General features: G+C 68.6%; 18 protein-coding genes and 1 pseudogene. 14 read left to right on the top strand and 5 right to left on the bottom strand.

What is annotated here, in order from left to right; genetic code table 11:
- Nucleotides 1-857 precede the first annotated feature (857 nt).
- Both ACSX1D_RS02275 and ACSX1D_RS02270 read left to right on the top strand, forming a co-directional pair.
- On the top strand, nt 858-1,160 hold the full coding sequence (locus tag ACSX1D_RS02275; RefSeq protein WP_439860793.1) for a hypothetical protein: 303 nt from the start codon (nt 858-860) through the stop codon (nt 1,158-1,160).
- A gap of 518 nt (nt 1,161-1,678) precedes the next feature.
- A complete protein-coding gene (locus ACSX1D_RS02270; protein ID WP_439860792.1) occupies nt 1,679-1,972 on the top strand; it encodes a hypothetical protein in 294 nt (97 codons plus the stop codon).
- A gap of 42 nt (nt 1,973-2,014) precedes the next feature.
- Here the strand turns inward: ACSX1D_RS02270 and ACSX1D_RS02265 are convergent, their stop codons facing one another.
- The gene (locus ACSX1D_RS02265; RefSeq protein ID WP_439860791.1) at nt 2,015-6,925 is read right to left on the bottom strand and encodes an alpha-2-macroglobulin family protein; all 4,911 of its coding nucleotides are present in this window, start codon (nt 6,923-6,925) and stop codon (nt 2,015-2,017) included.
- 151 nt (nt 6,926-7,076) lie between these two features.
- On the opposite strand from ACSX1D_RS02265, the gene ACSX1D_RS02260 reads away from it, so the two are divergent.
- Together ACSX1D_RS02260 and ACSX1D_RS02255 are read left to right on the top strand one after the other, a co-directional pair.
- On the top strand, nt 7,077-8,459 hold the full coding sequence (locus tag ACSX1D_RS02260) for an MATE family efflux transporter (RefSeq protein ID WP_439860790.1): 1,383 nt from the start codon (nt 7,077-7,079) through the stop codon (nt 8,457-8,459).
- A gap of 10 nt (nt 8,460-8,469) precedes the next feature.
- On the top strand, nt 8,470-8,925 hold the full coding sequence (locus ACSX1D_RS02255; RefSeq protein ID WP_439860789.1) for a DUF2214 family protein: 456 nt from the start codon (nt 8,470-8,472) through the stop codon (nt 8,923-8,925).
- 60 nt (nt 8,926-8,985) lie between these two features.
- Here the strand turns inward: ACSX1D_RS02255 and speA are convergent, their stop codons facing one another.
- The 4 genes from speA to ACSX1D_RS02235 form a co-directional block, all read right to left on the bottom strand.
- Nucleotides 8,986-10,899, bottom strand: coding sequence for an arginine decarboxylase (gene speA, locus ACSX1D_RS02250; RefSeq protein WP_439860788.1), 1,914 nt, complete (start codon nt 10,897-10,899; stop codon nt 8,986-8,988).
- Nucleotides 10,900-11,036: 137 nt separating this feature from the next.
- Complete coding sequence (locus ACSX1D_RS02245; RefSeq protein ID WP_208708193.1) at nt 11,037-11,408, bottom strand: translation initiation factor Sui1; 372 nt, start codon at nt 11,406-11,408, stop codon at nt 11,037-11,039.
- A gap of 243 nt (nt 11,409-11,651) precedes the next feature.
- Nucleotides 11,652-12,182, bottom strand: coding sequence for an NUDIX hydrolase (locus ACSX1D_RS02240; RefSeq protein WP_439860787.1), 531 nt, complete (start codon nt 12,180-12,182; stop codon nt 11,652-11,654).
- Nucleotides 12,182-13,249: a DUF2333 family protein gene (locus ACSX1D_RS02235; protein ID WP_439860786.1), complete on the bottom strand. Its 1,068-nt coding sequence runs from the start codon at nt 13,247-13,249 to the stop codon at nt 12,182-12,184. Before ACSX1D_RS02235 ends, ACSX1D_RS02240 begins: the two co-directional genes overlap by 1 nt.
- A gap of 266 nt (nt 13,250-13,515) precedes the next feature.
- Between ACSX1D_RS02235 and ACSX1D_RS02230 the strand changes: the two genes are divergently transcribed.
- The 10 genes and pseudogenes from ACSX1D_RS02230 (at nt 13,516) to fis (ending at nt 25,469) form a co-directional block, all read left to right on the top strand.
- Entirely contained in the window at nt 13,516-15,132 is a 1,617-nt protein-coding gene (locus ACSX1D_RS02230; protein ID WP_439860785.1) for a diguanylate cyclase, read from the top strand.
- A 1,584-nt stretch (nt 15,133-16,716) separates the two neighbouring features.
- Nucleotides 16,717-17,226, top strand: a pseudogene (locus ACSX1D_RS02225) (methyl-accepting chemotaxis protein); the annotation flags it as partial.
- A 117-nt stretch (nt 17,227-17,343) separates the two neighbouring features.
- Nucleotides 17,344-19,119 (top strand): protein-disulfide reductase DsbD, encoded by a 1,776-nt coding sequence (locus ACSX1D_RS02220; protein WP_439860784.1) that lies wholly within the window; start codon nt 17,344-17,346, stop codon nt 19,117-19,119.
- A 123-nt stretch (nt 19,120-19,242) separates the two neighbouring features.
- Nucleotides 19,243-19,686 (top strand): type II 3-dehydroquinate dehydratase, encoded by a 444-nt coding sequence (gene aroQ / locus ACSX1D_RS02215; RefSeq protein WP_208708187.1) that lies wholly within the window; start codon nt 19,243-19,245, stop codon nt 19,684-19,686.
- Between the two features lie 23 nt (nt 19,687-19,709).
- Nucleotides 19,710-20,174 (top strand): acetyl-CoA carboxylase biotin carboxyl carrier protein, encoded by a 465-nt coding sequence (gene accB, locus ACSX1D_RS02210; RefSeq protein ID WP_439860783.1) that lies wholly within the window; start codon nt 19,710-19,712, stop codon nt 20,172-20,174.
- Nucleotides 20,175-20,191: 17 nt separating this feature from the next.
- A complete protein-coding gene (accC, locus tag ACSX1D_RS02205; RefSeq protein ID WP_208708185.1) occupies nt 20,192-21,541 on the top strand; it encodes an acetyl-CoA carboxylase biotin carboxylase subunit in 1,350 nt (449 codons plus the stop codon).
- A gap of 164 nt (nt 21,542-21,705) precedes the next feature.
- Entirely contained in the window at nt 21,706-22,584 is an 879-nt protein-coding gene (gene prmA, locus ACSX1D_RS02200; protein ID WP_439860782.1) for a 50S ribosomal protein L11 methyltransferase, read from the top strand.
- Between the two features lie 82 nt (nt 22,585-22,666).
- Nucleotides 22,667-23,974 carry a DUF3426 domain-containing protein gene (locus ACSX1D_RS02195; protein WP_439860781.1) on the top strand — a complete coding sequence of 436 codons (1,308 nt, stop codon included), beginning with the start codon at nt 22,667-22,669 and terminating at the stop codon, nt 23,972-23,974.
- A 179-nt stretch (nt 23,975-24,153) separates the two neighbouring features.
- Nucleotides 24,154-25,152, top strand: a complete 999-nt coding sequence (gene dusB, locus ACSX1D_RS02190) for a tRNA dihydrouridine synthase DusB (RefSeq protein ID WP_439860780.1) — start codon at nt 24,154-24,156, stop codon at nt 25,150-25,152.
- On the top strand, nt 25,149-25,469 hold the full coding sequence (gene fis, locus ACSX1D_RS02185) for a DNA-binding transcriptional regulator Fis (RefSeq protein WP_208708181.1): 321 nt from the start codon (nt 25,149-25,151) through the stop codon (nt 25,467-25,469). The genes dusB and fis overlap by 4 nt, the downstream gene beginning before the upstream one ends.
- The last annotated feature ends 15 nt before the right edge of the window (nt 25,470-25,484 follow it).

The raw sequence follows: 25,484 nt of genomic DNA, 5'->3' as shown, positions 1-25,484 counted from the left end.
GGCTTCAGCGGAACGACGCTGGCCGATCACGATGTGACTCATACCGTAGCCAACCTCAAGGGCGGAGTAGGCGCCCTCGAACAACGCGTATGGGATTGCGAGAACGGGCGCGGAGGCTGTGCACGCGCCAAGGGCGATAAAGGAGACAGGGGCGATGCAGGGCCAATGGGACCGCAGGGTGAGACTGGCCTCCAGGGCGCGGCTGGCAACACCGGGCTTCAAGGCCTGCCGGGCCCGATAGGCGAAATCGGGCCCATGGGCCCACAGGGCGCGGTCGGCAACGCGGGGCCTCAAGGCCCTCAGGGCTCGGTAGGCGAAACCGGGCCTATGGGACCACGGGGTGAAACAGGCCCCGCTGGGCCGCGGGGTGAGGCTGGCCCCATGGGGCCGCAAGGCCCACAGGGCACGACCGGCAACACCGGCCCTCAGGGCCCCAAAGGTGACACTGGCGCAATCGGCGCCACAGGCCCTCAGGGTCCACAAGGTGGCGTCGGACCACAAGGACCACAAGGACCACAAGGACCACAAGGTGCGACCGGCTCATCTGGACCTCAGGGGATGCCGGGGCTGGCTAACTGGGAGAAAAAGACAGCGAGCTGCAAATCGCCTACCGGCCAAAACAATCCAAGCACCATTTCCTGTACAGCAGTCTGCAGCGGCACAAACAAGGTCCTGAGCGGAGGCATACAAAATACCAACGACGATTGGCGGGTGACCCAAAGCTACCCGATAGCCGAGGCATCTTGGGAGGTCACGCTGACTAGGGCAAACGGCAGCACTAGAGTCGACGGCACCGCTTATGTCATCTGTGCGAGCATCGCCGCCACCAACTAACCGTGAGCAAGGAGGTATCCATCATGAACATGCTGTCACGTCACCTTGCAGCAGCTGCCGCGCTGCTGGCGGCAGCCCCGGCGCTAGCCAGCCATTGCGACGCAGATTTTGCCAACGCCCGAGCTGCCATCGACCGGACCTATTACCTGGAGCCCAATGTCGAGGCTGCAGTCGTAGCGCTGTTGCCGGCTGCGGTAGAAGCCTGCCGTCAGGAGGCGGCGCGCTTCGCCAACGCGGAACTCGGCTCGCCGATACTCGATCCGGACTATGTCTCGGTCGGCCAGTCGATGCTGATCAACGTCACCGAATTGATCAGCGGCCAGTAACCCTCATATCCCGAGCTGGGCGAAACGGAGCCGCTCGCCCCGCTCGGGCCACCCAAGGCAGTAGGCCCCGACCCTGCCCAACTGACAAGAGACGCTGACCAGCGACGCTCGCTCACCACCGTTTTTCGCTGAAAGTCCTAGCAGCGCAAACGACTACCGCAGCCCCGATGAGATTCGGGAACGCACACATCCCCTATGTGTAGAATCCGCTCCCGTGCCACACGCCAGCTTGCCTGCCGCGCTCCGAACCGAAACCATCCAGGCCGAAGTTGCACAGACCAGTTGGCTCGCCCCCGGCACTCCCATACGCAGTGCAAGACGTTGCCACGGATTGCATCCGGGCTGCTGGCACGTCCAGCAACGCGGGACTGATCCGCGCGCCAGGCAGAACCGCCCTCCCCCTGACAGCAGTCCGCCAGGCCTGCGGATCTGCTCTGCCGGTGGCACACTAGGCGCCTTTGCCGCCGGCGCTCGCCGGCGATTACCCACTGCGCCGCAGGGCGGAAAGGATTTGTCGAATGCAGGTGGAAAGTTTTTTCGAGTGGCTGGGCCGGGCCTTTGGCGAGTTGATCCGCTTTGTCGTCGAGGCCCTGGGCGGCTTTTTCGAGTTGATGGGCAGCGCGGTCGCCGGCTTCATCTCGGGCCTGTCCCAGGCCCTCGGCATCACCCCGTCGCTGCTCGGCATCGCCGTGCTGGTGATCGGCCTGCTGCTGCTCTACGCCGCACTGCGCGCCTTCCTGCGCCGCTCGATCATCGCCGGGCTGGTGTGGCTGTTCCTCGGCCTGTGGCTGCTCAGCGGCCTGATTCAATAGGCCCGGCCCGCCGCCCCTCTGGGGCGGCGGGCCGGTTCGCCCTCACCGCTCCTCGATCACCAGGTGCCCCGGCGACTCGCCCAGGGCCTGCCAGTTCGGCCGGTACATGGATTCGACCTGGGGCGGCGGCACCCGGTAGCTGCCCGGGGTCACGGCGCGCGCCAGGTACAGCAGGTGGGTGGTGCCGTGGCCATAGAGGTCCAGGGCGGCGACGTAGCGATCACCACGGAACTCCTGGTGCTTGAGCCGCGCGCTCTGCATCGAACGCTGCCACTCCTGCACGGCGCTGCCGGCATCGGCCAGGCTGGCGGCGCTCTGCGCCAGGTTCTGGTTTTCCAGCTCCAGGCCGGCCGGCAGCAGGTCAACCACCAGGGCATCGGGCACCCGCTGCTTGGCCGCCACGGTCAGGTGCACCAGCACCAGCTCGCCGCTCTTCAGCGCCCCTAAGTCCAGCGGGCGGCCGTCCATGCCCAGGTACTCGCGGAAGATGCTGAGGTTCTCGCCGCCGGCCGCCGGCGCTGCGCGCGGGTAGCCGGACAGGGTCAGATGCTGGTACAGCGGCGCCGCGCCGGCGTGACTGATGGTCAGCGGCGCGGCCAGTTGCTCGCCCTCGAGCTTGAGGCCCGGCTGGGCGTCACTCAGGCTGAAGGCGAAGGCCCCGCTCTGCAGCTGGGCCGTCCAGGCCGCCTCGGGCTTGCCGAGCAGGGTGCGCCCGGCCAGGAACAGGGCGTTGCGCTCCTGGGTCGACAGCCAGCGCTGGCTGGCGACTTCGTCGGCCAGGGCGAACAGCCGTTGCTCGCGGCTGCCGGCGGCCAGTTCGTGTTCCTCCAGCAGGGCCAGGATCAGCGCCTGGTCGCGCAGCGCGCTGCCGTAGTCGGCCAGCCAGCGCTGGCTGTCGCGGCCGCGCGCCAGGCCGGCGGCCAGGGCCTGCTCGGCGCGCGGCGCATCGCCCATCTTCTGCAGGGCCACGGCCAGGTGCACCAGCGGCAAGCCGGACTGGGCGTCGCCGCGCCGCTCGAACAGGCTGCGCAGGGCGCCCAGCGGCGCCTGCTGGCTGCGCGCAAGGACATAGCCGGCGTAGGCCTGCACGGCGAAGCGGCTGTGGTTGCCGTCCTGGCTGTAGTCGACCTCGATCAGGTTGCGCTCCTGCAGGTAGCGCAGCAGGCGCTCGCTGGCCTTCTTCAGCGCCTCGGCCGGCACGCCGAAGCCCTGCTCGCGGGCGCGCAGGAGGAAGTCGGTGACGTAGGCCGTCAGCCAGAACTCCTCGCTGCCGTCGGCGCCCCACAGGCCGAAGCTGCCGTTGTGCCGCTGCATGCCCAGCAGGCGCTCGATGCCCAGTTCGATAGCCCTCCGCCGCTGGGGCTCGGGCTCGGCCGCGATGCCGAGGCGCTGGAGGCTCGCCGCGTCGGCATAGAGCGACGGATACAGGCCGCTGGTGGTCTGCTCCAGGCAACCATAGGGGTAGGCCTTGAGCGCGCGGATGTGCTCGCCGAGGTTGAGCGGCGGGCGGCTGGACAGCTGCAGGCGCGCCTCCAGTCCGGCCGGCTCGAAGGCTTGCAGGGCGTCGTCCGGCAGGCGCCAGGGCTGGTCCTCGAGCACCGCGCGGAACTGCCGCAGCTGCGCCGGGTAGGCCGGGCGCACGCCCAGGGTCCACTGGCGCGTGAAGGGCGGCAGCGACTCGCCGGGCAATGTCAGGCCCTGCACCTCGACGCCGATGCGCCCCTGGCCGTAGCCGCCGAGGGCCCGCACCGGCAGGCGCAGGATGCGCCGCTCGCCTGCGTCCAGGCGAATGCCGTGCACCGCCTCTGCCGCGTCTGCCAGTTGCAGCTGGCCCTCGACGGCCAGCTGCACCTGCAGCTGCTGGGCCCGGCCGGACAGGTTGTGCAGGTCCAGCGCCAGGCGGGTTTCGTCGCCGCCGGCGAGAAAGCGCGGCGCCGACAGTTCGGCGATCAGCGGCGCGGCCACCAGGGTCTTGGCCTCGGCCATGCCGTAGCGCTCGTCGGTCCAGGCCTGGCCCATCAGGCGCAGCTCGCCGTTGAAGTCGGGGATGTCCAGGCTGACTTCACCCTCGCCCTGCTCGTCCAGCCACAGCGGCTGGCTCTGCAGGGCGACGATCAGCACGCTGGTGTCCGGGCGCTTGCCGCCGGCGGCCAGGGCCGCGTCGCCGCCGAAGGCCAGCTTGGCCACCCGGCCCTGGCCGGCCTCGATCAGCTGGCCGTAGACATCCAGCTGATCGGCGCCGTAGGCCTTGCGGCCGAACAGCGCGGCGAAGGGGTCGGGAGTGGAGTAGCCGGTGATATTGAGGATGCCGGCATCCACCGCGGCGACCAGCACCCGGGCCCGCCGGGGCACGCTGCCATCGGCGTTGCGCGCCTGCACCTTGATCTTCAGCGGCTGCTGGGGTCGCATCTTCTCCGTGGCCTCGAGGCGCAGCGCCAGCTTGCGCGGCGCGCGCTCGAGCGGCAGGTGCAGCAGGCCGACCGCGCGCTTGGGCGTGGCGTTGCCCTGCCGTTCGCCGGGGCGGATCACCAGGGCGCTGACGTACAGGTCGTGGCGCGCCCAGGCCTTGGCGATGGGAATCTCGAAGCGCTTGCCCTCGGCCGGCACCTCGATCTCCTGCCACCACAGCGGGCCGTCGCTGGATTCGACCAGCAGGTAGCCGTTGCCGGCGGCCGGCGGGGTGACCGTGACCTGGGCGGTGTCGCCCTCGACATAGGCCGGCTGGTCCAGGGCCAGCTTGACCTGATCCGGGCGCACCGCACCGCCGCCGGCGTTGTCCTGCCAGCGGTAGCCGGCCCAGAAGCGCAGGCTGCTGAGCAGGCCGGTCTGGCCGTCGATCACCTCGACCCGGTACGGCCCCCACTCCACCGGGAAGCTGACCTTCGCCGTGGCGCCGGCCGCGACACTGAGCGGCTGCTCGCTGAGGGTCAGGTACTTCTCGTTGTAGTGGTGGCTCCAGCCGTCGCTCGCCGAGAAGTTCCAGTAGTAATCGCGGCGCTCGCGCACCAGGCGCACCGTCAGCTGCTCGGCGGCCAACTTGCGCCCGGCGGCGTCGGTCACCAGCACCTCGAACTCGGCCAGGCTGTCGGCGTCGACCTGCTCGCCGTCGAACAGGCCGCGCAGCCCCGGCAGGCGCTCGGCCGGCCACACCGGCTGCACCAGGCGGCGGGTGATGGGGCGGCCACCGGACTCCTGCAGGCTGGCCTGGAGGATCAGTTGCAACGGCGACCTGGCGTCGCGCCAGCGGCTGTCGATCTCCAGCCGGGCCTGGCCCTGCTCATCCAGGGTGGTTTCCTCCAGTTCGATGTCCTGGCTCAGTTCCGGCTCGGTGACCGAGCCGAACTGATAGCCCGGCAGGCCGGCCACCGCCTCGCGCAGCGGGCGCACGTAGAGCTGGCCACTGAGGCGGTTGCCGGCGGCCGGGGCGCCATAGAGGTAGCGCCCGCTCACCGCGAACTCGGCCTGCTCGGCCGGGGCGAAGGGGCTGTCGCGGCCCTCGAGTTCCAGGGCCAGGCGCTCGGGGAGGAAGTCCTCGACGGCGAACTCGTAGAGCTGCGGCTGGCCGTCGCCAAGGTCGAGCAGCAACTGCCAGCGCCCGGTCGGCGCCTCCTCGGCCAGTGGCAGCTGGTACTGGTAGAGGCCGGCGTCATCAGCCTGCCAGACGAACTTGCGGCTGACCTGCTCGTCCGGCCGGCGCACCTCGACGCTGACCGGCTGGGCCGGCACCGCGCGGCCGTCGGCGTCGCGCAGCAGGGCATTGAGCAGCACGGTCTCGCCCGGGCGATAGAGATCCCGCGGGCCGAACACGAAGAACTGCAACGGCTGCGCCTTGGGCCCGGCGATATCGAACTCGGCCAGGTCCAGGGCCGGCCCGGCGAGGCGCAGCAGGCTGGTCTGCTCGCCCTGGCGCGCCAGCAGCAGATCGGCCTTGGCCGGCAACGGCAGTTCGGCATGGCCGGCGTCGTCGGTCTTGCCCGCGGCCAGCACCCGGCCCTTGTGATCGAGCAGCTCCAGCTCGACCTCGGCCAATGCCTGGCCACCCGCCAGGGCCTGGGTGAACACGTCCAGGCGCTGGCCGTAGCGGTGGGCGGACAGGCCGATGTCGCTGAGGCTGAACAACGTGGCCGGCTGCGAGTAGCCGTAGCTGCCGGCCTCGCGCATCACCGCCAGGTACACCCCTGGCTGCTGGAACGGTGGCAGGCCGGCGAGCGGCAGCAGCAGGGTCTCGCGGGTGTTGCGCGCCGGGTTGAGGTCGAAGCGTCCGCCATACACCAGCTCGGCCATCGGCAGCAGCTGCTGCGCCTCCCAGGTTTCCAGGTTGCTGCTGCGCCCCCACTGGGCCAGAAAGCGCGGCAGCGCCTGGGGCTTGATGCGGAAGAATTCGACGTTGACCCGGTCGACGTTCAGGGCGATCACCGGCAAGCCTTCGGCCAGCCGGGTCGGCAGCAGCGAGCCGCGGCTGGCGAATCCGACGCTGGGCTGCAGGTCGCGGGTCTGCACGCGGCTGATATGTTCGCCGGCCAGCTCGGCGCCGTTGACCGCGCGCAGGCCGGCATCCACGGTCAGTACCAGTTTGCGTCGCGGCTCCAGGTGGCGCAGGCGCAGCTCCATCAGGCTGTCGGCCAGCTCCCAGGCACCATCGACCTTGCCGGTCTTGCTGTCGACCAGGTGCAGGCGCTCGGCGAAGTTCTGCTCGGGCTCCAGCGGCACCGAGAAACTCACCGACAGGGCACTGGCGCCGTCCAGCTGCACCTCGGAGACATCCACCACGCTCAGCTCGCGACCGGCATAGCGCGCGGCCAGGGCCTCGCGGTCGACCCGGGGCGGCGCCGGCGGGGCGCTACTGGCCGGTGCCGACGCCGGCGTGGCGCTGACCTGGGCCGGCTCGGTGGAGGAATCACAGGCGCTGAGCAGGCTCAGGACAAGTGCCAGAAGCAGTCCTTTGTTCGGCATTGCGGGCTCCAGACATGGCGGGTGCGGACGCCGGACACTATAGCCCAGGGCCCGGCCGGCAAGCTGCCAGGCCGCGCACAGCCCGGGCCGGCACCCGGCTTATCGGCGCGGCGACGCCTTCCGTATACTGCAGCGCTGTCCGGGAGCCCCTATGTCCTTGCTACGCGATGCCTGGCGTCACCGTCCGACCCACCAACGGGTCTGGGCCCTGGCGGCGCCGATGATCCTCTCCAACCTGTCCGTGCCGCTGGTGGCGCTGGTCGACAGCGCGGTGGTCGGCCACCTGCCCCACGCCCATCAGCTCGCCGCCGTGGCCGTCGGCGCCAGCCTGTATACCCTGCTGGCCTGGACCGTGGGCTTCCTGCGCATGGGCACCACCGGCTTCGCCGCCCAGGCCGCCGGCCGCGAGGACGGCGGCGCCCTGCGCCAGGTGCTGTGCCAGGGCCTGCTGCTGGCCGGCGGCCTGGCGCTGCTGCTGATGCTCCTGGCGCTGCCCTTCAGCGGCCTGGCCCTGAGCCTGATGCAGCCCTCGGCGGCCCTCGACGAGCTGGCGCGCAGCTACCTGCACATCCGCCTGCTCGGCCTGCCGGCGGCACTGGCCAGCTACGCGCTGATCGGCTGGCTGCTCGGCACCCAGAACGCCCGCGGACCGCTGGCCATCCTGCTGACCACCAACCTGCTCAACGTCGCCCTCGACCTGCTGCTGGTGCTCGGCCTGCAGTGGGGCGTGGCCGGCGCCGCCTGGGCCTCGGTGCTGGCCGAATGGAGCGGCGCACTGCTCGGCCTGTACCTGGCCCGGCGCGCCCTGGCCGCCTATGCCGGCGGCATCGAGTGGCCGCTGCTGCACCGCTGGGCCAGCTGGCGCCCCTTGCTGGCGGTCAATCGCGACATCTTTATCCGCAGCCTGGCGCTGCAATCGGTGTTCTTCCTGGTCACGGTGCAGGGTACCCGCCTGGGCGACGCCACGGTGGCGGCCAACGCCCTGCTGCTCAACGGCCTGCTGCTCACCGCCCATGCCCTCGATGGCCTGGCCCATGCCGTCGAGGCGCTGTGCGGCCACGCCCTCGGCGCCGGCGACCGCCGGGCCCTGCGCCGCAGCCTGATCGTCGCCGCCGGCTGGTCGCTGCTGGCTAGCCTCGGCTTCGCCCTGTTCTTCGGGTTCGGCGGCCGCTGGTTCATCGCCCTGCAGACCGACATCGCGGTGGTCCGTGCCACGGCCTTCGACTACCTGCCCTACCTGGCCCTGCTGCCCGTGATCGCGGTGTCGAGCTACCTGCTCGACGGCCTGTTCATCGGCGCCACCCGGGCGCGGGAGATGCGCGACGCCATGCTCCTGGCGCTGCTGCCGAGCCTGGCGCTGGGCTGGCTGCTGCAGCCCCTGGGCAACCACGGCTTGTGGCTGGCCTTCCTTGCCTTCATGCTACTGCGAAGCCTCAGCCTGGGTGGCTATGCGTATCGCCTGACCCGCCGCGACGCGTGGTTCGGCGCCCCCGGGCCGACCCACCCACGCCCAACCGACTGTTCCACCGAGTAAGGAAACTCCCATGGCCGAAGCCATTGCTGCCTACCTGCACTACCTGTCGATCTTCGTCCTGTTCGCCCTGCTGACCCTGGAACACCAGCTGTTCAAGCTGCCCCTGGACCTGCAGCGGGCGCGCAGCCTGGTGCGCCTCGACGCCGCCTATGGCATGAGCGCCGTGCTGGTGCTGCTCACCGGCGCGGCGCGGGCCTTGTGGTTCGCCAAGGGCCTGGACTACTACCTGCACAACGGCCTGTTCCACGCCAAGCTCACCCTGTTCGTCCTGGTCGGCCTGCTGTCGATCGTGCCGACCCTGCTGTTCCTCGGCTGGCGCAAGAGCCTGAAGGCCGGCCAGCTGCCCGAGGTCAGCGCGAGCCAGGCCCGGCGGGTGACCCTGGTCATCCGCCTGGAGCTGCTGTTGCTGCTGCTGATTCCGCTGCTGGCGGCGCTGATGGCCCGCGGCGTCGGCTACATCGGCTGAGCGCCGGCGGAAACGAAAACGCCCGGCACGAGCCGGGCGTTTTCATTGGGCGGCGAAGCGTCAGGACGCCAGGTAGGAGGAGCGGGTCAGGCCCAGGCGCAGGGCATCGAGGAACTGGGTACGCTCGCGGGCGCTGATCTTGGCGCTGGCCACCTTGTCGCGGTAGTGGGTCATCAGCTCCTCCGGCGACAGGTGCACGTAGCGCAGCATGTCCTCGATGGTGTCGTGGGTCTCGATGCCGGCGTGATACACGCTACCGTCCTGATTCTGGTAGATGTTCACCGAGTCGGTGTCACCGAACAGGTTGTGCATGTCACCGAGAATCTCCTGGTAGGCGCCGACCAGGAAGATGCCCAGCAGGTAGTCCTCGCCCTCCCGCAGTGCATGCACCGGCAGGCTGGTCTCGATGCTCTGCTCGTCGACGTACTGCTTGATCTTGCCGTCGGAATCGCAGGTCAGGTCCTGCAGCACGGCGCGGCGCAGCGGCTCCTCGTCCAGACGGTTGAGCGGCAGGATCGGCAGCACCTGATCGATCGCCCAGGTGTCCGGCAGGCTCTGGAACACCGAGAAGTTGCAGATGTACTTGTCGGCCAGCTTGTCGTTGAGCTCGTCGAGCACCTGGCGGTGCGAGCGCTGGCGCGCCTTCAGCGAGTCGTACAGGCGCCGGCACACGGCGAAATAGCACTGCTCGGCCAGGGCCTTCTCGCGCAGGCTGACCTTGCCCTCGGCGTACTGCGCGGCCACGTCGCTGATGTAGTGGGTGGCGCGCCAGTAGGTCTCGGTGACCATCTCGATGTCGGTGGGGCCGAGCAGCTCGACCAGGTGCTGCACGGTCTCCGGCAGGCTGGCGACGTCCTCAATCACCGGCACCTCGTCGTTGTGCTTCTCCACATCGGTGACCTGCACGATCAGCATCGCGTGGTGCGCGGTCAGCGAGCGGCCGCTCTCCGAGAAGATGCGCGGGTGTGGCAGCTCCTGGGCGTCGCAGAACTCCTTGAGCATGCCCACCACCACGCCGGCGTAGTCGTCCATGTCGTAGTTGATCGAGCTGGCGTTGCGCGAGTGGGTACCGTCGTAGTCGACCCCCAGGCCGCCGCCGACGTCGACGTGGTCGACCGGCAGGCCGAGGCCGCGCAGCTCGCCGTAGTAACGGATGGCCTCGCGGAAGCCGTGCTGGTAGTCGGCCAGGTTGGCGATCTGCGAGCCCATGTGGAAGTGCAGCAGGCGGATGCCCTGGTCGAGCCCCGCCTCGCGGAAACGCTCGACCACCGACAGCAGCTGCGCCGCCGACAGGCCGAACTTGGACTTCTCGCCGCCGGTGTCGGCCCACTTGCTTGAGGCCAGCGACGACAGGCGCACGCGCAGGCCGATCTGCGGGGCGACCTTGAGTTCGGCCGCCTCCTCGATCACCAGCTGCACCTCGGATTCCTTCTCGATGACGATGAACACGCTGTGGCCGAGCTTCTGGCCGATCAGCGCCAGGCGGATGAACTCGCGGTCCTTGTAGCCGTTGCAGACGATGGTGCCGCCCTTCGGCGCCAGCGCCAGCACCGCCAGCAGCTCCGGCTTGGAGCCGGCTTCCAGGCCGATGGAGACGTTCTGCGTGGCGATGATGTTCTCCACCACCGCCTCCTGCTGGTTGACCTTGATCGGGTACAGCGCGGTGTACTGGTTCTGGTAGCCGAGGCGCGCGATGTTGGCGTCGAAGGCGCCGGTCAGGCCGCGCACGCGGTCCTGCAGGATGTCCGGGAAGCGCACCAGCAGCGGCAGGCTCAGGCCGCTCTCGCGCAGCTCCTCGACCTGGGCGAACAGGTCGATCGGCGTGCTGCCCGGGCCGTTGGGGCGCACCTCGACGCGGCCGCTTTCATTGATCGCGAAATACCCCGCGCCCCAATGACGAATGCCGTAGACGCTGCGGCTGTCCGCGACCGTCCACTGGCTACCGTCATCTTTGCGTGTGCGTCGTGCAGACATCGAGTTCTCCCTTGCTAGAGATGGAGGCCAGGGGGTCAGCCCGGGCAACAGCAGATTAGAGTGAGCAAATGAACAAAGCCCGGCAGTCGACCCGCGACTTGCCGAGAAAGTTTAGAAGACTTGGGAAAAGAGCCCGGCTAGCCGCCGGACTTCTTCGCCTTGAAGCCGCGTTTGAGCAGTTCGTCGAGGAGCAGCTGGACGTGATCGCCCTGGATCTCGATCACCCCGTCTTTCAGCGCACCGCCGCAGCCGCAGCGCTTCTTCAGCGCGCTGGCCAGTTCCTTGAGCGGCTCTTCGGCCAGGGGCACGCCGCTGACGGTGGTCACCGTCTTGCCGCCACGGCCCTTGGTCTCGCGGCGCACGCGGGCGATGCCGTCACCGGCGGGAATCTGGGTCTTGTGGCAGATGCAGGCGTCCACCGGCTGGCTGCAGTCCGGGCAATGCCGGCCGCTGTCGGTGGAATACACCAGGCCGCCGAGGGCGGACAATGACGAAGCTTTCTTGACCACCGGCTTGTCCTCGTAGGGGTCAGGATAGCGACTGGCTGATGGCTATCAGCCGCGAAGCCCCACTCTGGCAGGGGCAGCGCAGCCGAGCTGGACGGCTCGGGCTTAGAGGGCGCGCAGTGTAAAGGCAAAGCCCGCCGTTGCTAAGTACAAATTTGCGCCATTAGCCGACAGATAGGCGACCCCGTCCAACATAGCGCACGGCAATGCCGCGCTATGTTGCACAGTCACCGTCGATCGACGGCCTCAGCCCGCCAGGTAGCGCCGCAGCGCCTCCAGCGAGTCCGGGCAGTAGGGCTTTTCGTTGCTCTCGGCCAGCGCCTGCTGCGGGGCGATGAAGTGCGCCTCGAGCACCTCTTCCGGCTGCAGGATCAGCGGCGCATCCGACTGCGCCGAATACACCGCGCACCACAGGCGATTGCCGGCCTGGTCGAAGAAGAAGCGTTCGTGCTCGCACAATTCGACCCCGGCGATGCCCAGTTCCTCGGCCAGCTCGCGGGTCGCCGATTCGGCGTAGCTTTCGCCGGCCAGTACCATGCCGCCGGCCGCCACGTCCCAGTAACCGGGATACAGCGCCTTGCTCAGGGTGCGCCGGTGCACGCACAGCTGGCCGGCGGAGTTGAACAGGAGGATGAAGGTGCCACGACCGATCAGGCCGCGTCGGCTCAGCTCGGCGCGCGGCAGGCTGCCTAGCGGGCGGTCGTCTGTGTCGACCCAGGCCACCAGCTCGGCATCGGAGGCGGCGCGATGGGCCGCCTCGCGCTCTGACGGCGCCACTAGCCCTGGCTCAGCAGGGTACGCAGGTCGATGATCGCCGCATTGGCCCGCGAGATGTAGTTGGCCATCACCAGCGAGTGGTTGGCCAGCAGGCCGTAGCCGCTGCCATTGAGGATCATCGGGCTCCACAGGGTTTCCTGGGCGGCCTCCAGCTCGCGAATGATCTGCCGCAGGCTGATGGTGGCGTTCTTCTTCGCCAGCACATCGGCGAAGTCCACCTCGATCGCGCGCAGCAGATGGGACAGGGCCCAGGCCTGGCCGCGGGCCTCGTAGAACACGTTGTCGATCTGCATCCACGGCGTCTCGTAGATGCCCTCGGCGATGCCGCCGGTGCCTTCCTCGGCCAGGGCCGGGTCCGGCAGATCGGTGTTCAGGCGCACCTGGCCGACGCTGGCGGACAGGCGCTGCGACAGTGAGCCGAGGCGGGTCGCGGTATCGCCCAGCCAGTTGTTGAGGTTGTCGGCACGGGTGAAGAACTGCGCGCCGGGCTTGCTCGGGTCGGCCAGACGGGCCAGGTAGCGGTCGAGCAGCCTGATCCCTTCGCGGTACTCCGACTCGGAGGCCGGAAGCGCCCAGCTCTTGTTGTCGAAGTTGAAGCGCGGCTCGGCCTTGGCCAGGTCGACGTCTTCGGTGGACTGCGACTGCGAGCGGGCGAAGTCCTTGCGCAGCGCCCGCGACAGGTCACGCACCTGCACCAGCACGCCGTACTCCCAGCTCGGCATGTTGTCCAGCCACAGCCCCGGTGGCGCCATGTCGTTGGACAGGTAGCCGCCGGGCTTGTCCAGCAGGGTGCTGGCGACCCGCTTGAGGGTTTCCACCGTGGTGTAGCCATTGACCATCTGCCGCTGGGCCTTCTGCGCCGCGGCCTGGGCCTGGGCCTGCACCGGGAACAGCTCGGGCTCCTGGCTCCAGTACCAGCCGACCACCAGCGCCGCCAGCAGGTAGAGGCCGACCAGGCTACTTACCCCGCGGCCGAGCCAGCCGCCTCCAGATTTCTTGCGTGCGTTGTCGCCCGAGTCTTCGAGGCTGTCGCGCACACCTGCTGCGCCCTTCTTCCAGTCCAGCATGGCAAAGTCCTTCATCTACGGCATTCGGTTGTCCGACCACAATCCCCGATGGAGGTTGCGCGGCGGTCTTGCACTATAAGGGAAGCATAGGCCCCTGCGCAGCGCCGACCGGCAAACTCGAGCGCGATGAGGCTGCGGAGGCGTGTCGATTCTCCGGGATGGAAGGCCTGTCAGATGAGATCGGCGGCACTGGCGTGGCGCCCCCACAGTGATAGCATGCAGCCACCAGCCAGCCGGGCCTCAGCGCCACGACAAGAGTCAGGGACATGACCGAGCACACCGACCCCAGCCGCGATCGACTCAAGCAGCACTTCGCCCAGCGCGTGATCAACCAGGCCCGCCAGGTGCTGGAGGTCTGGCAGCGCCTGCAGCGCCTCGACTGGAACGATGCCAGCATGCACGAACTGGGCGAGGCGGCACTGCTGCTGCAACGCTACGCCGAGCGCTTCGAGCAGGCCGAACACCTGCAGCTGGCCGAAGGCATCGGCCACTGCCTGCAGGCCGTCGCCGACAACCGCGGCCGCCTCAACAGCGCCGTGATCAGTGAACTCAACCAGCTGATGCAGCGCCTGTCACGCACCGGCCTGCGCCACGGCGACAGCTTCGAGCAGACCGTCCTGCCGCCGCTGCGCAAGCCGGTCTACCTGGCCCTGCAACACCTCGAGCGCGCCGAACGCCTGGCCCAGCAGCTGGAGTTCTTCGGCATGACCGCGCAACCGCTGGACAGCGCCAATGCCTTCCGCGCGGCGATGCTCGAGCGCCACCCGGCGGCCATCCTCATGGAGGTGAATTTCTCCGGGCCGGGCTGCGGCCTGCAACTGGCCGAAGCGGTGCAGCAGGGCCTGGAGCAGAAGATCCCGCTGCTGTTCTACAGCCACCACGACACCGACACCCCGACCCGCCTGGCGGCGGTGCGCGCCGGCGGCCAGGAGTTCTTCACCGGCACCCTGGACGCCTCCACCCTGCTCGAGCGCATCGAGGTGCTCACCCATGTCGCCCAGTACGACCCCTACCGGGTGCTGATCATCGACGATTCGCGGGCCCAGGCCACCCACACCGAACGGGTGCTCAACGGCGCCGGCATCGTCACCCGCACCCTGACCGAGCCGATCCAGGCGATGGCCGAGCTGGCCGAATTCCAGCCCGACCTGATCATCCTCGACATGTACATGCCGAACTGCACCGGTACCGAGCTGGCCAAGGTGATCCGTCACAACGACCGCTATGTCAGCGTGCCGATCATCTACCTGTCCGCCGAGGACGACCTGGACAAGCAGCTCGACGCCATGAGCGAGGGCGGCGACGACTTCCTCACCAAGCCGATCAAGCCGCGCCACCTGATCGCCACCGTGCGCAATCGCGCCGCCCGCGCGCGCAACCTCAAGGCGCGCATGGTGCGCGACAGCCTGACCGGCCTGTACAACCACACCCACACCCTGCAGCTGCTCGAAGACGCACGCTACCGCGCCCAGCGCGACGACCAGCCGCTGAGCTTCGCCATGCTCGACATCGACTTCTTCAAGAAGGTCAACGACACCTACGGCCACCCCATGGGCGACCGGGTGATCAAGAGCCTGGCGCTGTTCCTCAAGCAGCGCCTGCGCAAGAGCGACCACATCGGCCGCTACGGCGGCGAGGAGTTCGCCGTGGTCATGCCGGGCACCGACGCCCAGGCCGCGCGCCGGGTGCTCGACGAGATCCGCCAACGTTTCGCCGAAATCCGCTACCCGGCGCAACCCCAGGACCTGTCCTGCACCTTCAGCGCCGGCATCGCCGAGCTGAATGGCGAGCAGGACAGCAAGCGCCTGTCCCAGCAGGCCGACGAGGCGCTGTACCGCGCCAAGCACGGCGGACGCAACCGGGTCGAGCTGTTCAGCGACTGAAGCCGCACCCGGAAAGTGTGAAGCCGCCCACGCTGTCACACCGACGTCATCAAAACGCAATACGTTCATAGACTTAGCGGTCGCCCCAGGACGGGGTGGCCTCCACCGTCTTATCGCCGGTCGAGTTCTATGCGCCTGAAGTCCCTCACCAACCTCAATACCCTGCTGCTGGTAGCCGTGTGCATCGCCCTCGGCGCCACGCTCTGGTGGTCGCAGCACGCCCTGGAGCGTCCCTACCTGTTGATGGCGCGCTACCTGAGCCTGTCGCAGCAGTTCCAGCAGCAGGTCGCCCGCAATACCCTCGACTACCTCGACAGTGGCGACGCGCTGCGCCACAGCGCCGCGCTGCAGGCCATCGACAGCCTGGAGCCAGCAGTCGCCTCACTGCCGGGGCAACTGGCCGAGGACCTGCGCCCGAGTCTCGTCGCGCTGCGCGACTTCGCCGCCGGCGAGCTGCTCGCCGCCGGCAAGCTGGCCGGCGATCCCCAGGGCCTGCTGCTGCAGGCCGAACGGGAGATGGCCGGCACCCTCGAGCAGCTCGCCCAGTACGCCGACAGTGCCGACTCTGCCCCTGCCGCCCGCTACCGGCGCCCGTTGTTCGACGCCGCCCAGCACCTCGGGCGTCTGGCCCATGCCCGCAACAAGCTGGTCGGCAGCGGCCGCAACGAACTGGCCGCCGACGTCGAGCGCGAGCTGACCGCACTGCGGCGCCAGGCCGAAGCCCTCGACGCCCTGCCCCTGCTCGGCGTGGCAGAGGAGCGGGAATCGGCCGGCGATGGCTTCGCCGCCCTGCTCGGTCTGGGCAGCGAAGGCGCCAGCGAACCGGCGCAGGACCGCGGCATTGCCCTGAAGCGCGACCTGGCCAGCCTGGTGGCCCGCTACCCGGCGGAACTGCAGCGCACCCAGGCGCTGATCGAACAGCGTGGCCAGCTGCTCCAGCTCACCCGCCAGCGGCTCGACGCCGTGCAACAGGCCCTGGGCGCCCTGGAGCCGCTGGTACGTGCCGAGCACGGGCGGATCCAGGCAGAGGTCCGCCTGGTCCAGGGCCTGATGATCGGCCTGATCCTGCTCATCGCCCTGACCATCGACCGCCTCCAACGCCGCCTGACCCGTCTGCTCGAGCGACTGGTGCCGGCGCTGTCGGCCTGGGCCGAGGGCGACTTCGCCGGCGACATTCGTCTGGACACCCGCACCCCCGAGCTGTGCGACATCGAGGCCTCGCTCAATCGCCTGCGCGCCTACCTGGTCGAACTGGTCGGCACCATCCGCCTGCACGCCGAGCAGGTGGCCGGCTCCAGTCGTACCCTGGCCGATCTCAGCGGCGGCCTGCACGCTGGCGCCGAGCGCCAGGCCGGCGACACCGCGCAGATCCGCGATGCCCTCGGCGAGCTGGAATGCACCATCCAGCAGGTGGCCGGCGACGCCAGCCATGCGGCCGCCGCCAGCCGCGATGCCGACCTCGCCCTGGGCCAGGGCCAGCAGGTCATCGGCCAGAGCCTGAGCGGGCTGCACGCCCTGGTCGGCGAGGTGCAGGGCAACGCCCAGGCCATCGAACGCCTGGCCGAGGAAACCGCCACCATCGGCAATGTGCTGACGGTGATCCGCGGCGTCGCCGAACAGACCAACCTGCTGGCGCTCAACGCCGCCATCGAAGCGGCGCGCGCCGGGCATGCCGGGCGCGGCTTCGCCGTGGTCGCCGACGAGGTGCGCTCGCTGTCGCAGCGCACCAGCAGCGCCACCCAGGAGATTCAGGAGCTGATCGCGCGCCTGCAGCAGGCCGCACGCCAGTCGGTGGACGCCATGCGCGCCCAGGTCGAGCACGCCGAGACCACCGCCAGTCAGGCCGAGGCCGCCGAAGGCGCCCTCGACGACATAGTCGCGGCAATCCGCACCATCGCCAGCATGGCCGAGCGCATCGCCGCCGCCACCGCCCAGCAGAGCGACGCGGTCAGCGGAATCCGCGGCCACAGCGAGCGCATTCACCAGCTCGGCGGCGACAACCTGCTGCGCATCGGCACCGGGCGCCAGCAGGGCGAGCAACTGCTGCGCCTGGGTGAGCAGCTGCACACCGCGGTGCAGGCGTTCCGCCTGTAGGCGGCCAGCGGCGCGGCCGACCATCCGCGCCTTGGACACGACCGCTTACAGCCTGCACCCTGCCCCCTCCGCGCCGGCTTGGTTATGATGCAGGCACCAGCCAAAGACGAGACTTCCATGCGCCGCCTGCTCTGCCTGCTTCTGCTGCTGTTCGCCCTGCCCGCCAGCGCCGGCCTGCTCGACAACCGTCCCGCCTCGGCGCCACTGGGCGCGGCGCTGAACAACAGTGCCGATTTCCTGCCGGTGCGCGAGGCATTCCAGCTGAGCCTGGTCGACAGCTCGGCCGATGCGATCAAGCTGCGCTTCGTCGCCGCCGAGGGCTATTACCTCTACAAGCACCGCTTCAAGTTCACCAGCGAACCGGCCGACGTCGGCCTGGGCGAGGCGCAACTGCCGGCCGGCAAGCACAAGACCGACGACTACTTCGGCGAGGTCGAGGTGTACTACGGCGTGCTCGACGTCGAGCTGCCCCGCAGCAGCCCCGGCCAGGTCCCGTTCGACCTGCAGGTGACCTATCAGGGCTGCGCCGACAAGGGCCTGTGCTATCCGCCGGAAACCGAGGTGCTGGCAATCGATGGCGGCCTGGCTGCCGGCGTCGCCCTCCCCGGCGGCACGCACTCCAGCTGGAACTGGCGCGATTTGGCGCTGTTCTTCCTCGCCGGCCTGGGCCTGACCTTCACCCCCTGCGTGCTGCCGATGCTGCCGATCCTCTCCGGCGTGGTGCTGCGCGGACGCCCGAGCAACGGCCGCGGCCTGGTCCTGTCGCTGGCCTACGTGCTGCCGATGGCCGCCTGTTATGCGGCGCTCGGCGCGCTGATGGGGGTGTTCGGCGCCAGCCTGAACCTGCAGGCCATGCTGCAGTCGCCCTGGGTACTGGTGCCCTTCGCCACCTTTTTCGCGCTGTTCGCCCTGGCCATGTTCGGCCTGTTCGAGCTGCGCCTGCCGGCGTTCATCCGCGAGCGCCTCGACCGCCAGGCGGCACAGACCCGCGGCGGCACCGTCGCCGGCGCGGCCACCCTCGGGGTGCTCTCCAGCCTGATCGTCTCGCCCTGCGTTACCGCACCGCTGACCGGCCTGTTGCTGTATATCAGCAGCACCGGCGACGCCCTCGGCGGCGGCCTGCAGCTGTTCGCCCTGGGCCTGGGCATGGGCGCGCCCCTGGTGCTGATCGGGGCCGGCGGCGGCGCGCTGCTGCCCAAGAGCGGCGCCTGGATGACCGGCGTGCGGAACCTGTTCGGCGTCATGCTCCTGGCCGTCTCGGTGTGGCTGCTCGAACGGGTGCTGCCCGGCCCGCTTTCGCTGGCGCTGTGGGGCCTGCTCGCCGGTGGCGCCGCGCTGTTCCTCGGCGCCCTGGAGTTCGGCCCGAAAACCCACGGGCAGAAACTCGCCCAGCTGGCCGGCCTGGCGTTGCTGGTCTATGCCCTGGCCAGCTGGACCGGCGCCCTGCAGGGCCAGGACGACCCGCTGCGACCGCTCGGCCGCCCGGCGGTGCTGGCGGGTGCGCCGGCAAGCCAGATCGGCGTCGAGGGCTGGCAGACCGTCAGCAGCCCCGCCGACCTGGAGGCCGCCTTCGCCGCGGCGAAAACCAGCGCCCAGCCGCTGCTGCTAGACTGGTACGCCGACTGGTGCATCAGCTGCAAGGTGATCGAACGCGAGGTGCTGAGCGAACCGCGGGTCGGCAGCCAACTGGCCGGCTTTCGCCTGGTACGCTTCGACATGACCGACAGTTCCCCGGCGCAACGCGCCCTGCTCGACCGCTACCAGCTGTTCGGCCCACCGGCGCTCCTGCTGTTCGACCCCAAGGGCGAGGAATGGCTCGACCTGCGCGTGGTCGGCGAGGTGGATGCTCCGACCTTCGCCGCGCGCCTGAGCCGAGCACGCGAACGCCTCTGAGCTCCTCAGTCACATATCTGCCGCAAACTACTGACATCGTGCCGGCTACTCCTGGCAACTGGACAGTCCTGCGTATTCTGCGGCATAGTCGCGCGCAGCATTGGACACCTTAGGAACCCGCTCATGGCCACCTTGCTGGTACTGCACGGCCCCAACCTCAACCTGCTGGGCACCCGCGAGCCAGGGGTCTACGGCGCCACCACCCTGGAGCAGATCAACCTCGACCTGGAGCGCCGCGCCCGCGAGGCCGGCCACCACCTGCAGTACCTGCAGAGCAACGCCGAGTACGAGCTGATCGAGCGCATTCACGCCGCGAAAGGCGAAGGTGTCGACTTTATCCTGATCAATCCCGCCGCTTTTACCCACACCAGCGTCGCATTACGTGACGCATTGCTGGCGGTGAGCATCCCATTCATCGAAGTGCACCTGTCCAACGTGCACAAACGCGAACCTTTCCGCCATCACTCCTACTTTTCCGACGTCGCGGTGGGAGTGATCTGCGGCCTTGGCGCCAGCGGTTACCGCTTGGCCCTGGAGGCCGCGCTCGAACAACTTGAACGGCCCTGACCTCACCTGGGAGTGGAGCAACTATGGATATTCGTAAAGTCAAGAAACTGATCGAACTGCTGGAAGAGTCCGGCATCGACGAGCTGGAGATTCGCGAGGGCGAAGAGTCCGTGCGCATCAGCCGCCACAGCAAGCAGCCGGCCTTCATGCAGCAGCCGGTCTATGCCCAGGCCGCCGCGCCTGTCGCTCCAGCCGCCGCTCCGGCCGCGCCGGCAGCCGCCGAAGCCGCCGCTCCGGCCGCGCCCAAGCTGAACGGCACCGTGGTCCGCTCGCCGATGGTCGGCACCTTCTACCGCGCCTCCTCGCCAACTTCGGGCAACTTCGTCGAAGTGGGTACGAGCGTGAAGAAGGGCGACATCCTCTGCATCGTCGAGGCGATGAAGATGATGAACCACATCGAGGCCGAGACCAGCGGCGTGATCGAATCCATCCTGGGCGAGAACGGCCAGCCGGTGGAATACGATCAGCCCCTGTTCACCATCGTTTGAACCGGGGAGAGCCTGCGATGTTGGAAAAAGTCCTGATCGCCAACCGCGGCGAGATTGCCCTGCGCGTGCTGCGCGCCTGTAAGGAACTGGGCATCAAGACCGTGGCGGTGCACTCCACCGCCGACCGCGAATTGATGCACCTGGCCCTGGCCGACGAGTCGGTCTGCATCGGCCCGGCGGCCGGCGCCCAGTCCTACCTGAACATCCCGGCGATCATCAGCGCCGCGGAAGTGACCGGCGCCACCGCCATCCACCCTGGCTACGGCTTCCTCGCGGAAAACGCCGATTTCGCCGAACAGGTGGAGAATTCCGGTTTCGCCTTCATCGGCCCGAAAGCCGAGACCATCCGCCTGATGGGCGACAAGGTCTCGGCCAAGGAAGCCATGATCAAGTCCGGCGTACCGGTGGTTCCCGGCTCCGACGGCCCGCTGCCGGAAGACGAGGAGACCGCCCTGGCGATCGCCCGTGAAGTCGGCTACCCGGTGATCATCAAGGCCGCCGGCGGCGGCGGTGGTCGCGGCATGCGCGTGGTGCACAAGGAAGAGGACCTGATCAAGTCGGCCAAGCTGACCCGCAGCGAAGCCGGTGCGGTGTTCGGCAATCCGATGGTCTACCTGGAGAAGTTCCTCGGCAATCCGCGCCACGTGGAAGTCCAGGTGCTGTCCGACGGCCAGGGCAACGCCATCCACCTGGGCGACCGCGACTGCTCGCTGCAGCGCCGCCACCAGAAGGTCCTGGAAGAAGCCCCGGCCCCGTTCATCGACGAGCGGGCGCGCGCCCAGGTCCTCGACCGCTGCGTCAACGCCTGCATCGAGATCGGCTACCGCGGCGCCGGCACCTTCGAGTTCCTCTACGAGGACGGCAACTTCTACTTCATCGAGATGAACACCCGCGTCCAGGTCGAGCACCCGGTCACCGAGATGGTCACCGGCGTCGACATCGTCAAGGAGATGCTCAGCATCGCCGCGGGCAACAAGCTGTCGATCAAGCAGGAAGACGTGGTGATCCGCGGCCATGCCCTGGAATGCCGGATCAACGCCGAAGACCCCGACAACTTCATGCCCTGCCCGGGCAAGGTCAAGCACTTCCATGCCCCCGGCGGCTTTGGCGTGCGGGTCGACTCGCACCTGTACAGCGGCTACACCGTGCCGCCGAACTACGACTCGCTGATCGGCAAGCTGATCACCTACGGCGCCAGCCGTGACGAGGCGCTGGCGCGCATGCGCAACGCCCTGGAAGAGATCGTGGTCGACGGCATCAAGACCAACGTGCCACTGCACCGCGATCTGGTCATCGACAAGGGCTTCTGCCAAGGCGGCGTGAACATCCATTACCTGGAAAAGAAACTGGGTATGGACAAGCACTGACGCTTGCCGTGTCGAACCACAAGGGCTGCCCACGGGCGGCCCTTGTCATTTCAGGGCACGGTGAAACCGCCACGGTGGAAGGCGCAACGCCCGTCAAGTAAGCTTGCCCACCTGTCGCGCCACCCAATTCGCTCCATTACGTCGTATTGCAAGAGGTTTCCCCCATGCCCTGGCTGCAAGTCCGTCTCGCCATCACCCCGGAACAGGCGGAAACCTACGAGGATGCGCTGCTCGAAGTGGGCGCCGTATCCGTGACCTTCATGGACGCCGAGGACCAGCCGATCTTCGAGCCGGATCTGGGCACCACCCCGCTGTGGTCGCACACCCACCTGCTGGCGTTGTTCGAGGCCGACACCGACGCGGACAGCCTGATCGCCCACCTGCAGCTGCTGACCGGCGGCACATTGCCCGAGCACCAGCTGGAGCGCATCGAGGACCAGGACTGGGAACGCAGCTGGATGGACAACTTCCAGCCGATGCGCTTCGGCCGCCGCCTGTGGATAGTGCCGAGCTGGCACGCCGCACCGGAGCCAGATGCGGTCAACCTGCTGCTCGATCCCGGCCTGGCCTTCGGCACCGGCACCCACCCGACCACCGCGCTGTGCCTGGAGTGGCTGGATGCCCAGGAACTGACCGATTGCAACGTGCTGGACTTCGGCTGCGGCTCCGGCATCCTGGCGATCGCCGCCCTGCTGCTCGGCGCCCCCCAGGCAGTGGGTACCGACATCGACCCCCAGGCCCTGGAAGCCTCGCGCGACAACGCCGGGCGCAATGGCATCGCCCCCGAGCGCTTCGCCCTCTACCTGCCCGCCGACCTGCCGCCGCAGCCGGCCGAGGTGGTAGTGGCCAACATTCTCGCCGGACCGCTGGTCGCCCTGGCCCCGCAGATCACCAGCCTGGTCAAGCCGGGCGGCCGCCTGGCGCTGTCGGGCATCCTCGCCGAACAGGCCGATGAGGTCCGCGCCGCCTACAGCGATGCCTTCGTCCTGGAGCCGACCGCCAGCAAGGAAGGCTGGGTGCGCATCAGCGGCGTGCGCCGCTGATGCGCCGCCCTGCTGCTATGCCGGGCACTTGCGTTAGACTGATCGCCCCGCTCCACCTGCCCTCAGGCCGCCGGACCCACGCATGAGCGAAAGCTTCATCACCCAGTGCCCCCATTGCCACACCAGCTTCCGGGTCAACCAGGCACAGCTGGGCGCCGCCCATGGCGTGGTCCGCTGCGGCGCCTGCCTGCACGTGTTCAATGCCGCGCAACAACTGCGCGAGCAGGGCCATCAGTTGGCCGGCGACACCCCCGGCAGGGCGCCCATCGCCGCTCCCGCGCAGCCGGCGCCAACGCCCGCGCGAGCAGACGAACAGCCCCCTTCGCCGGCGGAGCGGAAAACCTCCGACGATACCCTGTGGATACACGACGACCTCGACCTGGACAGCCTCGACCTCGACGAGGAGTTGGCCAAGCTGGAAGAACAGGAGCAGCAGCTCTCCCAGCAGTTCATGGCCCTCGAGCAACCGCCGCGCTACGCCGAAGGCTTCCGCCCGCTGAGCGACAGCGCCCGCGAGCCCGACGACGAGCAATGGGCCGAGGCCCTGCTGCGCGAGGAGGCGCCCAAGGGGCCGCTGAGCCTGAGCCCGGGCGCAGCCGAGGACGCGCCGGCCGCGCCGCTACCCGCGACTCCGCCAGCATCGCCCATCGCCCGCACCGAGCCCGCCGTCCAGCCGCCACGCAGCGAGCCGCGATTCAACCTGAGCGATGTCGACACCGTCGAATCACTGCCGCTGGAGGACGAACTGCGCCTGAGCCCGGCACGCGAGGAGATAGATCCGGAGCTGGACGAGCCTGCGGTCGAGCCGGCCGCAAAGAGCCGCCGCAACGAGCCCGAACTGCGCGACGAACACCTGTTCGAGCTGGACGACGAACCGCTGCAACTGGACTGGCAGCCACCGCGCAAGCCCTGGGCGCGCTGGTTCGCCTGGGGCCTGCTCAACCTGGTCGCCGCCGGCGCCCTGGCCACTCAGTACGTGATCTATCACTTCGACGAACTGGCGCGCCAGGACGAGTACCGCCCCTGGTTCGAGCAGCTGTGCCCGAGCATCGGCTGCCTGCTGCCGTCCAAGGTCGACATCGAGCAGATCAAGAGCAGCAACCTGGTGGTGCGCAGCCACCCGCAGTTCAGCGGCGCCCTGGTGGTCGACGCGATCCTCTACAACCGCGCGCCGTTCGCCCAACCCTTCCCGCTGCTGGAAATGCGCTTCGCCGACATCAACGGCCAACTGCTCGCCAGCCGCCGCTTCAAACCCAACGAATACCTCGGCGGCGAGCTCGCCGGCCAGGCGGAAATGCCGCCGCAGACCCCCATCCACGTGTCCCTGGACATCCTCGACCCGGGCACCCAGGCGGTGAACTACAGCCTCAGCTTCCACTCGCCGGAATGAGCCGCAGGCGGCACCATGCCGGCTCGCCGCCGGCAACCTAACCCTTGGCGATAAGGCCGCAGCTGTTCAGAATTTGTTCAAAACAACCTTTATCCGGTCACCCAGAGCGGGTATTATTCCCAGCCTTTTCGCACCCTCCTACTGGTCTCAACAGCACGTCTCTTGAGCAGGGAAGCCCTATGTCGGCGTTATGCATCGGCCCCTACAGACTGCCCAACTCGCTGATTCTCGCGCCCATGGCCGGAGTCACCGACCGGCCCTTCCGCCAGCTCTGCCGGCGCCTGGGTGCGGGTCTGGTCGTCTCGGAAATGGTCACCAGCGATGTGCGCCTGTGGAGCTCGCGCAAGTCCAGCCTGCGCCTGCCCCACGCCGGCGATCCGGAGCCGCGCTCGGTGCAGATCGCCGGCGGCGATCCGCTGATGCTCGCCGAGGCGGCGCGGCGTAACGTCGAGCTGGGTGCGCAGATCATCGACATCAATATGGGCTGCCCGGCCAAGAAGGTCTGCAACAAGGCCGCCGGCTCTGCCCTGCTGAAGGATCAGGACCTGGTGCGCGAGATCCTCCACGCGGTGGTCGCCGCGGTGGACGTGCCGGTCACCCTGAAGATCCGCACCGGCTGGGACCGGCAGAACAAGAACGGCGTGGAGGTGGCGAAGATCGCCGAGCAGGCGGGAATCGCCGCCCTGGCCGTACACGGGCGCACCCGCGCCGACCTTTACACCGGCGACGCCGAGTACGACACCATCGCCGCGATCAAGCAGGCGGTGTCGATGCCGGTGTTCGCCAACGGCGATATCGATTCACCGGAGAAGGCCAAGGCCGTGCTCGCCGCCACAGGCGCCGATGCCCTGCTGATTGGCCGGGCGGCCCAGGGCCGGCCGTGGATCTTTCGCGAGATCGAGCACTACCTGCGCACCGGAGAGAAGCTTCCGGCGCCGGGCCTGCCCGAACTGGAACGTATTCTGCTTGAGCATCTGGCCGCACTGCATGCCTTCTATGGCGAGGTGATGGGCGTGCGCATCGCCCGCAAGCATGTCGGCTGGTATCTCGCAACCCTGCCGGGCGCCAGGGAGTTTCGCGCCCAATTCAACCGTCTGGACAGCACGGACGCGCAGTGCGCCGAGATTCGCCTGTTTTTCGGCGAGCGGCGAAACGATGGAGAGGGGGTGGCCGCATGACGTTGATGACCGAGAATTTAGTGAGTGGAATTGCACCCGTGAGCGACAGCACCAGCTTGAAACAGCACCTGACCACGCCGAGCGAAGAGGGCCAGACCCTGCGCGGCAGTGTCGAAAAAGCGCTGCATAACTATTTCGCCCACCTCGAAGGCGCGGACGTCACCGATGTGTACAACCTGGTGCTCACCGAGGTCGAAGCCCCGCTGCTGGAGACCGTGATGAACTACGTCAAGGGCAACCAGACCAAGGCCTCGGAACTGCTCGGCCTGAACCGCGGCACCCTGCGCAAGAAACTCAAGCAGTACGACCTGCTCTGACCCCTTTTCCCCAGG

The sequence above is a fragment of the Pseudomonas sp. MBLB4136 genome, from assembly GCF_051904765.1.
Taxonomy (GTDB): domain Bacteria; phylum Pseudomonadota; class Gammaproteobacteria; order Pseudomonadales; family Pseudomonadaceae; genus Aquipseudomonas.
Note: the sequence above shows the minus strand (reverse complement) of the source record. Positions and strands in the feature narration are given on the sequence as shown.

What these genes read in the sequence shown, in the direction of transcription:
- ACSX1D_RS02270 (WP_439860792.1), top strand. Translation starts at nt 1,679, where the DNA reads ATGCAGGTGGAAAGTTTTTTCGAGTGGCTGGGCCGGGCCTTTGGCGAG.
- ACSX1D_RS02235 (WP_439860786.1), bottom strand. Translation starts at nt 13,249, where the DNA reads ATGCTGGACTGGAAGAAGGGCGCAGCAGGTGTGCGCGACAGCCTCGAA.
- ACSX1D_RS02220 (WP_439860784.1), top strand. Translation starts at nt 17,344, where the DNA reads ATGCGCCGCCTGCTCTGCCTGCTTCTGCTGCTGTTCGCCCTGCCCGCC.
- ACSX1D_RS02265 (WP_439860791.1), bottom strand. Translation starts at nt 6,925, where the DNA reads ATGCCGAACAAAGGACTGCTTCTGGCACTTGTCCTGAGCCTGCTCAGC.
- ACSX1D_RS02255 (WP_439860789.1), top strand. Translation starts at nt 8,470, where the DNA reads ATGGCCGAAGCCATTGCTGCCTACCTGCACTACCTGTCGATCTTCGTC.
- fis (WP_208708181.1), top strand. Translation starts at nt 25,149, where the DNA reads ATGACGTTGATGACCGAGAATTTAGTGAGTGGAATTGCACCCGTGAGC.
- accB (WP_439860783.1), top strand. Translation starts at nt 19,710, where the DNA reads ATGGATATTCGTAAAGTCAAGAAACTGATCGAACTGCTGGAAGAGTCC.
- dusB (WP_439860780.1), top strand. Translation starts at nt 24,154, where the DNA reads ATGTCGGCGTTATGCATCGGCCCCTACAGACTGCCCAACTCGCTGATT.
- ACSX1D_RS02230 (WP_439860785.1), top strand. Translation starts at nt 13,516, where the DNA reads ATGACCGAGCACACCGACCCCAGCCGCGATCGACTCAAGCAGCACTTC.
- aroQ (WP_208708187.1), top strand. Translation starts at nt 19,243, where the DNA reads ATGGCCACCTTGCTGGTACTGCACGGCCCCAACCTCAACCTGCTGGGC.
- ACSX1D_RS02260 (WP_439860790.1), top strand. Translation starts at nt 7,077, where the DNA reads ATGTCCTTGCTACGCGATGCCTGGCGTCACCGTCCGACCCACCAACGG.
- speA (WP_439860788.1), bottom strand. Translation starts at nt 10,899, where the DNA reads ATGTCTGCACGACGCACACGCAAAGATGACGGTAGCCAGTGGACGGTC.
- ACSX1D_RS02195 (WP_439860781.1), top strand. Translation starts at nt 22,667, where the DNA reads ATGAGCGAAAGCTTCATCACCCAGTGCCCCCATTGCCACACCAGCTTC.
- ACSX1D_RS02275 (WP_439860793.1), top strand. Translation starts at nt 858, where the DNA reads ATGAACATGCTGTCACGTCACCTTGCAGCAGCTGCCGCGCTGCTGGCG.
- prmA (WP_439860782.1), top strand. Translation starts at nt 21,706, where the DNA reads ATGCCCTGGCTGCAAGTCCGTCTCGCCATCACCCCGGAACAGGCGGAA.
- accC (WP_208708185.1), top strand. Translation starts at nt 20,192, where the DNA reads ATGTTGGAAAAAGTCCTGATCGCCAACCGCGGCGAGATTGCCCTGCGC.